Annotated in this window: 4 protein-coding genes and 3 rRNA genes; all 7 read left to right on the top strand. The window is 42.0% G+C overall.

Annotated features, from left to right (window positions below; translation table 11 throughout):
• The first annotated feature begins 1 nt into the window (after nt 1).
• The 7 genes from AB9L17_RS22095 to AB9L17_RS22065 all read left to right on the top strand — a co-directional run bounded on the left by AB9L17_RS22095 (nt 2) and on the right by AB9L17_RS22065 (nt 12,870).
• Nucleotides 2-1,553 (top strand): 16S ribosomal RNA (locus tag AB9L17_RS22095).
• 304 nt (nt 1,554-1,857) lie between these two features.
• Nucleotides 1,858-4,785: ribosomal RNA gene (locus AB9L17_RS22090) — 23S ribosomal RNA — on the top strand.
• A gap of 222 nt (nt 4,786-5,007) precedes the next feature.
• Nucleotides 5,008-5,123, top strand: a 5S ribosomal RNA gene (gene rrf, locus AB9L17_RS22085).
• The 16S, 23S and 5S rRNA genes sit together here, the layout of an rRNA operon.
• A 1,542-nt stretch (nt 5,124-6,665) precedes the next feature.
• Nucleotides 6,666-7,454 (top strand): WxL domain-containing protein, encoded by a 789-nt coding sequence (locus AB9L17_RS22080; RefSeq protein ID WP_375199808.1) that lies wholly within the window; start codon nt 6,666-6,668, stop codon nt 7,452-7,454.
• 19 nt (nt 7,455-7,473) lie between these two features.
• Nucleotides 7,474-8,226: a WxL domain-containing protein gene (locus AB9L17_RS22075; RefSeq protein WP_375199807.1), complete on the top strand. Its 753-nt coding sequence runs from the start codon at nt 7,474-7,476 to the stop codon at nt 8,224-8,226.
• A 268-nt stretch (nt 8,227-8,494) separates the two neighbouring features.
• Nucleotides 8,495-9,523 carry a DUF916 and DUF3324 domain-containing protein gene (locus AB9L17_RS22070; protein WP_375199806.1) on the top strand — a complete coding sequence of 343 codons (1,029 nt, stop codon included), beginning with the start codon at nt 8,495-8,497 and terminating at the stop codon, nt 9,521-9,523.
• Between the two features lie 389 nt (nt 9,524-9,912).
• Nucleotides 9,913-12,870: a hypothetical protein gene (locus tag AB9L17_RS22065; RefSeq protein ID WP_375199805.1), complete on the top strand. Its 2,958-nt coding sequence runs from the start codon at nt 9,913-9,915 to the stop codon at nt 12,868-12,870.
• The last annotated feature ends 576 nt before the right edge of the window (nt 12,871-13,446 follow it).

Raw genomic sequence — 13,446 nt, 5'->3', positions numbered from 1 at the left:
TTTTATGGAGAGTTTGATCCTGGCTCAGGACGAACGCTGGCGGCGTGCCTAATACATGCAAGTCGAGCGAACAGAGAAGGAGCTTGCTCCTTTGACGTTAGCGGCGGACGGGTGAGTAACACGTGGGCAACCTACCTTATAGTTTGGGATAACTCCGGGAAACCGGGGCTAATACCGAATAATCTATTTTACTTCATGGTGAAATACTGAAAGACGGTTTCGGCTGTCGCTATAAGATGGGCCCGCGGCGCATTAGCTAGTTGGTGAGGTAACGGCTCACCAAGGCGACGATGCGTAGCCGACCTGAGAGGGTGATCGGCCACACTGGGACTGAGACACGGCCCAGACTCCTACGGGAGGCAGCAGTAGGGAATCTTCCACAATGGGCGAAAGCCTGATGGAGCAACGCCGCGTGAGTGAAGAAGGTTTTCGGATCGTAAAACTCTGTTGTAAGGGAAGAACAAGTACAGTAGTAACTGGCTGTACCTTGACGGTACCTTATTAGAAAGCCACGGCTAACTACGTGCCAGCAGCCGCGGTAATACGTAGGTGGCAAGCGTTGTCCGGAATTATTGGGCGTAAAGCGCGCGCAGGCGGTCCTTTAAGTCTGATGTGAAAGCCCACGGCTCAACCGTGGAGGGTCATTGGAAACTGGGGGACTTGAGTGCAGAAGAGGAAAGTGGAATTCCAAGTGTAGCGGTGAAATGCGTAGAGATTTGGAGGAACACCAGTGGCGAAGGCGACTTTCTGGTCTGTAACTGACGCTGAGGCGCGAAAGCGTGGGGAGCAAACAGGATTAGATACCCTGGTAGTCCACGCCGTAAACGATGAGTGCTAAGTGTTAGGGGGTTTCCGCCCCTTAGTGCTGCAGCTAACGCATTAAGCACTCCGCCTGGGGAGTACGGTCGCAAGACTGAAACTCAAAGGAATTGACGGGGGCCCGCACAAGCGGTGGAGCATGTGGTTTAATTCGAAGCAACGCGAAGAACCTTACCAGGTCTTGACATCCCGTTGACCACTGTAGAGATATAGTTTTCCCTTCGGGGACAACGGTGACAGGTGGTGCATGGTTGTCGTCAGCTCGTGTCGTGAGATGTTGGGTTAAGTCCCGCAACGAGCGCAACCCTTGATCTTAGTTGCCATCATTTAGTTGGGCACTCTAAGGTGACTGCCGGTGACAAACCGGAGGAAGGTGGGGATGACGTCAAATCATCATGCCCCTTATGACCTGGGCTACACACGTGCTACAATGGACGATACAAACGGTTGCCAACTCGCGAGAGGGAGCTAATCCGATAAAGTCGTTCTCAGTTCGGATTGTAGGCTGCAACTCGCCTACATGAAGCCGGAATCGCTAGTAATCGCGGATCAGCATGCCGCGGTGAATACGTTCCCGGGCCTTGTACACACCGCCCGTCACACCACGAGAGTTTGTAACACCCGAAGTCGGTGGGGTAACCTTTTGGAGCCAGCCGCCGAAGGTGGGATAGATGATTGGGGTGAAGTCGTAACAAGGTAGCCGTATCGGAAGGTGCGGCTGGATCACCTCCTTTCTAAGGATATTTTCGGAATACAAACCTAGGGTTTGTAAGATTACGTTTTGCGTTCAGTTTTGAAGGTTCATTCTTCTGAATGAATTACTTCAAAACTTGTTCTTTGAAAACTGGATAAAACGACATTGAAATTGTAACAAACACATTTATTTTTTAAGTTTTTTATAGGCTTAATAATTTAAGAAGGTTTCAAGACACGAGTAGTTCTAGGAAGCAAACGAGAGAAGGAAGGAGCGTACCTATGTACGTGACTGACTGAACGAGTGAAGCTGACGACGAAATACGATGTGTATTGAAAGCTGTAGGTTAAGTTATTAAGGGCGCACGGCGAATGCCTTGGCACTAGGAGCCGAAGAAGGACGGCACTAACACCGATATGCTTCGGGGAGCTGTAAGTGAGCTTTGATCCGGAGATTTCCGAATGGGGGAACCCACTACGTTTAATCGCGTAGTATCTTGACGTGAATTCATAGCGTCTTGAAGGCAGACCCAGGGAACTGAAACATCTAAGTACCTGGAGGAAGAGAAAGAAAAATCGATTCCCTGAGTAGCGGCGAGCGAAACGGGAAGAGCCCAAACCAAGAGGCTTGCCTCTTGGGGTTGTAGGACACTCTATACGGAGTTACAAAAGAGCGAGTTAGATGAAGCGACTTGGAAAGGTCCGCCAGAGCAGGTAAAAGCCCTGTAGTCGAAAGTTCGTTCTCTCCTGAGTGGATCCTGAGTACGGCGGAACACGTGAAATTCCGTCGGAATCCGGGAGGACCATCTCCCAAGGCTAAATACTACCTAGTGACCGATAGTGAACCAGTACCGTGAGGGAAAGGTGAAAAGCACCCCGGAAGGGGAGTGAAAGAGATCCTGAAACCGTGTGCCTACAAGTAGTTAGAGCCCGTTAATGGGTGATAGCGTGCCTTTTGTAGAATGAACCGGCGAGTTACGATTACGTGCGAGGTTAAGCTTTAGAAGGCGGAGCCGCAGCGAAAGCGAGTCTGAATAGGGCGAATTAGTACGTGGTCGTAGACCCGAAACCAGGTGATCTACCCATGTCCAGGGTGAAGGTGAGGTAACACTTACTGGAGGCCCGAACCCACGCACGTTGAAAAGTGCGGGGATGAGGTGTGGGTAGCGGAGAAATTCCAATCGAACTTGGAGATAGCTGGTTCTCTCCGAAATAGCTTTAGGGCTAGCCTCGTGATGAGAATACTGGAGGTAGAGCACTGTTTGGACTAGGGGGCCATCCCGGTTTACCGAATTCAGACAAACTCCGAATGCCAGATATTTATACACGGGAGTCAGACTGCGAGTGATAAGATCCGTAGTCAAAAGGGAAACAGCCCAGACCACCAGCTAAGGTCCCAAAGTAATCGTTAAGTGGAAAAGGATGTGGCGTTGCACAGACAACCAGGATGTTGGCTTAGAAGCAGCCATCATTTAAAGAGTGCGTAATAGCTCACTGGTCGAGTGACGCTGCGCCGAAAATGTATCGGGGCTAAACGATTCACCGAAGCTGTGGATTGACATCTACGATGTCAGTGGTAGGAGAGCGTTCTAAGTGCGTTGAAGTCAGACCGGAAGGACTGGTGGAGCGCTTAGAAGTGAGAATGCCGGTATGAGTAGCGAAAGACGGGTGAGAATCCCGTCCACCGTATGACTAAGGTTTCCTGAGGAAGGCTCGTCCGCTCAGGGTTAGTCGGGACCTAAGCCGAGGCCGATAGGCGTAGGCGATGGACAACAGGTTGATATTCCTGTACCACCTCCTCACCGTTTGAGAAATGGGGGGACGCAGTAGGATAGGGTAAGCGCGCCGTTGGTTGTGCGCGTCCAAGCAGTAAGGCGTGTGTGTAGGCAAATCCGCACACTGTAACGTTGAGCTGTGATGGCGAGTCCGTATGGACGAAGTTCCTGATTTCACACTGCCAAGAAAAGCCTCTATCGAGGTGAGAGGTGCCCGTACCGCAAACCGACACAGGTAGTCGAGGAGAGAATCCTAAGGTGTGCGAGAGAACTCTCGTTAAGGAACTCGGCAAAATGACCCCGTAACTTCGGGAGAAGGGGTGCTCTTGAGCGTGCAAGCGCATGAGAGCCGCAGTGAATAGGCCCAGGCGACTGTTTAGCAAAAACACAGGTCTCTGCAAAACCGTAAGGTGACGTATAGGGGCTGACGCCTGCCCGGTGCTGGAAGGTTAAGAGGAGTGGTTAGCGCAAGCGAAGCTGCGAATTGAAGCCCCAGTAAACGGCGGCCGTAACTATAACGGTCCTAAGGTAGCGAAATTCCTTGTCGGGTAAGTTCCGACCCGCACGAAAGGCGTAACGATCTGGGCACTGTCTCAACGAGAGACTCGGTGAAATTATAGTACCTGTGAAGATGCAGGTTACCCGCGACAGGACGGAAAGACCCCGTGGAGCTTTACTGTAGCCTGATATTGAATTTTGGTACAACTTGTACAGGATAGGTAGGAGCCAGAGATCTCGGAGCGCCAGCTTCGAAGGAGGCGTCGGTGGGATACTACCCTGGTTGTATTGAAATTCTAACCCATGCCCCTTAGCGGGGCAGGAGACAGTGTCAGGCGGACAGTTTGACTGGGGCGGTCGCCTCCTAAAAGGTAACGGAGGCGCCCAAAGGTTCCCTCAGAATGGTTGGAAATCATTCGTAGAGTGTAAAGGCACAAGGGAGCTTGACTGCGAGACCTACAAGTCGAGCAGGGTCGAAAGACGGGCTTAGTGATCCGGTGGTTCCGCATGGAAGGGCCATCGCTCAACGGATAAAAGCTACCCCGGGGATAACAGGCTTATCTCCCCCAAGAGTCCACATCGACGGGGAGGTTTGGCACCTCGATGTCGGCTCATCGCATCCTGGGGCTGTAGTCGGTCCCAAGGGTTGGGCTGTTCGCCCATTAAAGCGGTACGCGAGCTGGGTTCAGAACGTCGTGAGACAGTTCGGTCCCTATCCGTCGTGGGCGTAGGAAATTTGAGAGGAGCTGTCCTTAGTACGAGAGGACCGGGATGGACACACCGCTGGTGTACCAGTTGTCTTGCCATAGGCATCGCTGGGTAGCTATGTGTGGACGGGATAAGTGCTGAAAGCATCTAAGCATGAAGCCCCCCTCAAGATGAGATTTCCCATTACGCAAGTAAGTAAGATCCCTCAAAGACGATGAGGTAGATAGGTTCGAGGTGGAAGTGTGGTGACACATGGAGCTGACGAATACTAATCGATCGAGGACTTAACCATAATGTTTGAAACATTCAATGCACGTTTATCCAGTTTTGAAAGAACAAAACCTTTCATATAAGGGTTTCAAGATACGATGTATATTGAAAGCCGAAGAGAGCTTCAAGACACAAGTAGTACAAGGAAGCAAACGAGTGAATGAGGGAGCGTACCTCTGTACGTGACCGATTGAGCGAGAGAAGCTGACGCAGTAATACGCCGTGTATTGGAGGTCGACAATAGTCTAGTGATGATGGCAAAGAGGTCACACCCGTTCCCATACCGAACACGGAAGTTAAGCTCTTTAGCGCCGATGGTAGTTGGGGGCTTCCCCCTGTGAGAGTAGGACGTCGCTAGGCACCTAGAAAAGTCGAGGATTTATTCCTCGGCTTTTTTTGTGTGAAAATAAATAATCCCTTGAACTATGGAAAACGAACTGATAATTTAGGTTTAATTTCTCTCAGTAAATGTCTTTTGTACCGAAATCGTAGCGACAGGTATAGAAGTCTCCCACTACTATAGCTGGTAAGATTAATGCGGTATTAAGTTACTTTACAGCAGCTGTCCAAACATCCGCTTAAACTGAGTGACCAACATCTTGCCGCTGTCGCTACGCTTTCACAAAACCCGCTGCTACGCTTTCGCACAAAACTCATCTGCAGGCCTAAGCGCAAAGCCAATTCCGGACACAATTATGCCTCGGCATAATTGTGTCCGGAAGTAATGAAGTGAAGTACCTTATAAGGGAATATTAGAATATGAATTGCTGCAAGCCCCCAGCGGCACTGACAAAGAAAGGTATACATTTGCTAGATGGTATAAGTTTATAGGCATGCAATAGCATATGAGTAAGAGATGTATCGTATATTCGATACATCTCTTTTTCTATGTGCAACTCGGTATGAGTATGAACTTATAGAAAAAGGATGAGAGAGCCCTATTTTTAAGAAGGAACATCACAATCCAAGCTCCAATATAAAGTTGAAAATAATTATCATAATGAGTCAAATAAGCAGTTTATCAATTTTTGTTCAAAAGTGACCAAAAAGTTGATTTGCATCTTTTCCCTGTAGGTTTTAACCTTAATAAGTATAATTCTTAAGATAAAAGAAATTCATTTTGTTTCGATTTAATGGTGAAATAATTTTAAAAAAGTAGTTAGAGAATGGTTATCGATAATTGAATTGTTGCAAGCAATACAGAAGGTGTACCATTGCTATTTAGAATGTAAAATTATTGAATAACATCCCAATTGTAACAATGATTTTGGAGATACCTAATAGAAAATATTCAAATGGAGTTAGAATTTTAAGAATTTTTTAAAGAAATTCAGCATTATCAAATTATGCTAAGAAAGCAACAAAAGTTGATTTTAATTCTTTTTTAAAATACGCTACAATCGGTAATTGTAAGAGATGAAAAGTAAAAAAAGAAATAAAAGAGAAAAAATATGTTTAAAGAAGTTCAAATTGAGGTATATGTTAAGTGTAAAAAGTAAATAAACTAGTATTTGTGATAATAATAGTGATGTTTCTAACTATTTCTTTTTCATCTAATACGAAATCGTAAGCATTTGAATCGGAAAGCTTCCATCGTTTATGGGCCAAGAAAAAATCCACAAATGAGGGATGTATCTTATTATAAGAATAACATTTTCTGTGTTGTTATTTACCGTACCAGCATTTTATCTGATACGTAAATATAAATAAATATGCAATAAGAAATGAGAGGATGGTTGAATGAAAAGGATGTCCTTTTTTGCTTAAAAAATGTAATTTTATTACAAAATATTTAAAAATAGTTAATTTTAATTCAACTATTAAGTAGTAAGTGTTATTTACCGTATTAGCATTTTATCTAATACGTAAATATAAAAAATACATGAAAGGAGAATTTAAACAATGAAGAATAAGGCTATGCAACTTGCAGCAATTACCACTTTACTAAGTTGTACGGCGATTTCACCATTATTTGCTTCAGCAGAAGAAAAAGAAAAAAAGGTTAATTACGGATCGAATGGGATGGTGGTATTTATTCCAAATGAAGATTCACAACGCCCGGTAGATCCGAATGATCCAGATCCAGAGAAGCCAGTAAATCCAGTAGATCCGACCGATCCAGGAGGTCCAAACTCAGGAACTGGAAGCTCGCTAGGTATTGATTTTGTATCGAGTCTCGATTTTGGTATTAATGAAATCTCAAACAGAGAAAAAATTTATTATGCGAATGCACAGGTGTTAACTTCTAGTGAGGGAAATAAATATGTACCAAACTATGCCCAAATCTCAGATAATCGCGGAAAAAATGCCGGATGGAAATTAACCGTTAAACAAGAAGGTCAGTTTGCTAATGCTGCAGCGCAAAATAAAAAATTAACAGGCGCACAAATCAAATTTGAGAATCCGACTGTTACAGGTAAAACAGAAGTGACACCGCCAACAGCAGCTAAAGAAATTAAGTTAGATCCAAATGGAGCTGAGTCACTTGTCATGTCAGCAAAGCCAACAGAAGGAGCTGGACTTTGGGTAAACCGTTGGGGACAGGTAGATGAGGTGACGAATGCTAAAGGTGAGAAAGTACAAAAAAACAAAGCGATTTCTCTATCTATTCCAGGGAAAACGCCAAAAGATGCTGTTACATACAGTACAAAATTAACATGGAATTTATCGGATGTTCCAGGTAACAAATAATAAAAAAGGATGATGAAACATGAAAATCAATACTAATTTAAAAGCTCTAGGCGTAGCAACAACAATGTTAACAGGTTTGGTATTAGGAGGAAGTGTCACTTCTTATGCGGCAGATGGTGGCGAGTATCAAACGAATGCAATTATCGAATTTGAATCAGCTACTGACATCATTACTCCACCAATTGATCCAACTAATCCGGATAATCCAAATCCAGTAGATCCAGTAGATCCAACTGATCCAAACGGTCCAAAACCAGGAACACCAGGTCCATTAAGTATTGACTATGCTTCTGGCTTAGATTTTGGTAAGCAAAAAATTACTTCAACCAATCAAGTTTACAAAGTAAAACCGCAAAAATTTGGAGGTCGTGGCGACGGCCCGAACTATGTTCAAGTTACAGATAGTCGTGGTACTGAAAAAGGTTGGTCATTGCAAGTGAAACAAAATGGTCAATTTAAGAGCACTACAGATAAAGAACTAACGGGTGCTGAAATTACTTTTAAAAATGCATGGGTGAATACAGCCTCTTCATCTACAAAGCCATCTATTGTAAAAACTTCATTTAGTTTAAATCCGGATGGGATGGGTGTAGCTGACAACATTATGTCTGCCAAAGCAGGAGAAGGGTCCGGTACTTATGTATTAGTATTTGGTGATGACACTACAGCAGCGGATAGTATTGAACTTTCTATCCCCGGTTCAACTACGAAATATGCAGATAAATATTCTACGTCCTTAACATGGACACTGACTGACGTACCTGGACAATAATAAACAGAACAAGAAATATAAAAATTTCCTGATGGGAACTGTTATAAATATAAAAATAGTATTCTATCATTTCAGTGCAATATTGTGAGATACAGGTAAAAACCCGTGTAAATCCTGTTAATTCGAATAAGTGCGAGTTAACGTGTAGCGACAGGAGTACGAGACTTCGTAGCATCCTGTTGCTCCATTGTTAGAGGATAGCATTGCGGGTTTTTACCAATAATTTTAGATCTTTGAAGACTTTTAAGTAGTAAGGATGGTAGAAAATATGAGGAAAAATACGTTATGGACCTTATTCGGAATATTGATTGTAAGCCTAGTATGGTTAACACCATTTGCGTCTGCATCTGAATTTAATTTTGGTGTGTATACCGTCATTCCAGACAACCAAATTGACAAACAAAAATCTTATTTCAATCTGAAAATGGAGCCTAATCAAAAGCAGACATTAACGATTCAATTGAAAAATGATACGGAAGAGGATGTCGTCATTGAGCCGATCATTCATTCTGCTACAACGAATATTAATGGAGTTGTAGAGTATGGTCCTACAAGTGCTGAACGTGATTCTTCATTGCCATATGAATTAGGGGATTTAATTCAAACTGAGAAGGAAATTACGATTCCGGCTAAGGGAAGTAAGGATTTACAGTTAAATGTAACAATGCCTGAAGAAGAATTCGATGGGATTTTAGCGGGCGGTATTACATTAGAAGAGAAGAAAACAAAGTCAAAAAATACCAAGGAAACAACTAAAGGTTTAAGTATTGAAAATAAATATGCTTATGTAGTGGGAATTACCCTACAAGAAACTGATGAAATAGTGAAGCAAGATTTGCAATTACACGATATTAAAGCTGGACAAGTGAATGCCCGTAATGTGATTAATGCTACGCTTCAAAATCCAACGGCAACGTATTTAAACCGTTTTGAAGTGGACGCGGAAGTTACGAAAAAAGGGAAAACAGAGGTGCTCTATAAATCGGAAAAACAAGACATGCAAATGGCGCCAAATTCAAATTTTGAATACCCGATTTCACTAAATGGAGAAAAATTTAAATCTGGAACCTATACGTTACATGTAAAGGCTAAGTCGAGCGAAGAATCATGGGAATTTGAGAAGGATTTTACCATTAAAGGGGAAGAAGTAAAGAAATTTAACGCAACCGATGTATCCATTGAAGGACCGAATTATCTAGCATATTTGGTAGGATTGCTAATTCTTCTAGTAGCAGGGTTACTATTGTTTATATTTTATAGCAAAAAGAAGCAGAAGAAACAACAAGAAATAAATTAATTGAACAAAAATACGCCTTTGTTTTGGAAGTAGCTGTACTGGTTACTTTGCTGACTTTTCGTTTTAGAAAAATTATGCACCAATTTATGTTTCTGAGATGCAGGATGGGGGCGTATATAGTAACGCTGACTACGACAAGCGATTGGTTTTTTAACAAGTGAATCAATAATTCAGATGAATCACTTGTTAAAAATTAAAAAGAAAAAGTTAATTTGAAAAAATGAGAAGATGAGCAAAGTAATCAGTATGCGGTTAACTTCATTGTTCGTTATGAAGCTGCTTAACATGTAAAAAGGTCGGTGAAAAGAAATATGCGGAAAATAGTAATATCGTTATTAGTTTTTGTACTAGTCTTTTCGGAGCTGAGTGTATCTATAGCAGAAACAATTATGGGTGATCCTACAGAGTCTGAAATTGAATGTGAGGAACAACTAGAGTCTGATGGCGAGGGAAATCTAGCAACTGAATGTAAGGAACCGGAGTCTGAAAATGGTGAAGAGCCAACAACTGAAGGAGAGAAACAGCCGGAGTCTGAAAGTGATGAAGCGCCAACAACTGAAGATAAGGAACAACCAGAGACTGAAAATGGCGAAGCACCAACAACCGAGGGAGAGAAAGAATCAGAGACTGAAAATGGCGAGGCTCCAACAACTGAGGAAGAGGAGCAGCGAGAATCTGGAGATGAAGAAAATCTTGCGAATGCGTGTGAGAGGCAGCAAGAGTATGAAACTGAAGAAAATTTGGTAATTGAAGGAGAGGAACAGCTAGAGACTGATAATGAAGAAAATTTAGCAATTGACTGTGAAGAAGAGGAAGAGCCTAAAATTGAAGAAAATTTGGAAGTTGACTGTGAGGAAGAGTTTTACATTGAAGGAGAAGAACTAGTGGCTGAAGAAGAGGAGCAGCTAGAGTCTAACATTGAAGAAGAGGAGCAGCTAGAGTCTAACATTGAAGAAGAGAAGCAGCTAGAGTCTAACATTGAAGAAGAACTAGTAACTGAAGGTGAAGAACAAGAAGAATTAGCTAGTGAAAAAAAATCAGCACCTAAATGTAAAAGAATTGCTAGTCCTCGAGCGGATTATAATGGAATTCCTATAAGAACCGTTGGTGAAATAGGCAATATTGATTTTTCGATGTTGGATGATTCTCCGAATGAATTAGATGGGTTTACACAAATGAGTACAAATGTAGGCCTTGAACTTCCAACAAGAGAGAGCCACCAAGGCAGATCTTATTACATGTATTTTGGGGATATTGACAATGATCGGCCACGGAACTCCTTAAAAGAGATGAACTCTTATAAGGAATATAGGGATGATTGGGGACGTCCATTGCCTTCTATGAATACAAAACTTTCCAATTATGTGTATGCGTCTGACGAAATTATAAAGGTACAAAATTTCACAGTAGCAACAGTTCTATCTGAGGATTATAATCCTGATGCACGTAATGGTGTTGTAACATATTATTATGCCGGAGGAAGGCCTGGTAGATCTAGTCACCAAATTGGTAATGGACTTGTGATTGCTTATGGGGGAAAAGAAAACGATTCTGCAAAAAAGCAATCTGGTGACATGCCAATTTTGAAATTATATAAAAATGAAAAGACACATGAGTTGGTTGCTTATGCAGCTGTCCTAGATAGCGGTAGGAGTTACGTACAGGGATATCTAAAAATTAAAATGAGTCTGACGAATGAGAGAAAAGGGCGTATTAAGGTCAGTATGAAATATTTGAACTTAACTACGTCACACCCTTATACAAATATCGGTTATTCCGCGCATATGGATATTGGCGGACGACATACGGACAGTAGAATGTATTCTTTAGGAGATAATAAAGGGCTATATTTTCATGAGAAGAATATGAGGGACGGTCAAGATTATTATCTTTATTTCTTCTATAATGGTTATGCGAATCATCCAGCTGCAATGCGAGCAACTAATAACCCGCAGCTTAAACCATTCGATTCTAGTGGTTCTGATCGTAAAGCTCTCTTTTTTTATGAACTAAATGCGCCAAGTATTCCTGATCCCGGCAAGGATGTGATGTATCCTTACACGTATCATCCAGCCTGGGCATTAAGATGGGAACCGCAAGTACAAGAGCCGGATACAGTAAGGGAATTTAATTTGGAGATTACGGTAAGTAACAGACCGGATGTTCCAGTAGAGGTTGAATTGGATAATGATGGGGAATATACAGATGAAGGATACCGTATTACAGGGACGTGGAACAATCAAGAGAAAGAAGCTGATTATGTCGAACTTTATTATAAGGTAGATGACGGTGAGCCTCAGAAATTCGCACATGAAGAAAATCCAAGTGTAAATACAGATGAATCGTGGGGGTATACGATTCCGGTAGATGAAGTGAAGAAGGGATTAGATCACGATATTAGTGTATATGCGGTGACGGTATTTTTGGCAGACGGCGAGAAGCTCCAATCTAATATTGAAACAATAAAAATCCGACCTGAATTAACTATTGAAGAACGAGTGTTTGGTGTGGATGGTAAAGTGCCAACAGAAGTTGCACCAGGTGAAACATTGAAGTATGAGATTTTAGTAGATTCCGGCTATATTCCGGATGATAAAGGGACATATGGTCAATTTACGATTTCACAAAAATATGATCCACATTTAGAATCGCCAACAGACCTTAAAGTAACAGATGAAAATGGTAAAGAAATCGGTACAGCAACATACAATGTAAATGAGATTGTGGCAACCCTCGATACTAACCCTGAAGTGCTACGCTCTACCAAAGTAAAATTCACCTTTAATGCGAAGGTGAAAGAAGGTGCGGCAGAAGAAGACTTTGTTGTAAGTCAAGCGACAGCTACAGGGAAATACAGTACAGGTGATGAAGTCAATCAGACATCAAATGAAGTGAAAACTAAAATTTCTGGCGGGTTGAAATTCGTTTCTGCGCCTGGGGTGATTGGCTTTGGAGAAAAGCTTAAGATTTCGTCGAGAACTAAAACGTATCAGCTCATCCAATTTGATGAGTCTTTATCTGTAAAAGATAGTCGTGCGTTGTCGAGAAATCCGTCTTGGATGATGACGGCTAAGTTAGTTAAGCCGCTAACAGGAAAGAAGAATGAAGATTCTACATTAGATGGCTTATATTACCGTTATGGTGGAAATGTTTCAACTCTTACTGAAGATGCTTCAGCACTGGTTTATAAAAAGAAAACAACTGGCACAGAAGAAATCAACATTTCTAATGAATGGACGCCAGAAGGAGATGGGCTTTATTTAGAAGTGCCAGCCGGAACTGCTAAAGCTGATGCATATGACGGAACGGTACAATGGATACTGCAGAATGTACCTGTGAATGAATAGATGTAGTCATATGTTGATAAGCTTGGTTACATTAAAAAAGAGAAATTTAAAGTGTGTTATGCCGAGTGATGGGAATCCAATCTTTCCAATAAATGATATACAAGTGTTTCATGGATTAGTTGACAATTAAATAATTCAGAAAAAGAAAGCATGAGATTGCACATTTAAACAGTCTCATGCTTTTGTATTTAGGTTAGACTAGGAGATTTTGGACCGCACTATTTCTGGAACGAAGTCAAATGAAGAACGCCCAGCGTTAAAATTACAGAACTAGTATTTGATGATGATAGGGAGTGCCGTACTATGCGGCAATTAGTTGACTTCGGTATGCTTGACGGAGTCATCTTTTTTTATGTCCCGGGCTCTTATTATTTGATTTTTTAATAGAAATTATGAAGAAATGATATGTTAGATAACAATAAGACATTAAAGTAACTTCAGATTGTAAGTTTAATATGAAATTATTTCTTAATCATTATAATAGGAAGTTTCTCGATAAAGTTAAAAACTATGAATTTGTTTTAGAAAAAGTGTTGACCTTTTTAAATTAAGGGTGTAATATTATACAAGTCGTTA

The sequence above is a fragment of the Lysinibacillus sp. RS11 genome, assembly GCF_042019215.1.
Classification (GTDB): Bacteria; Bacillota; Bacilli; order Bacillales_A; family Planococcaceae; genus Lysinibacillus; species Lysinibacillus xylanilyticus_A.
The sequence above is the reverse complement of the archived record's forward strand: the minus strand, read 5'-3'. Positions and strand labels throughout refer to the sequence as shown.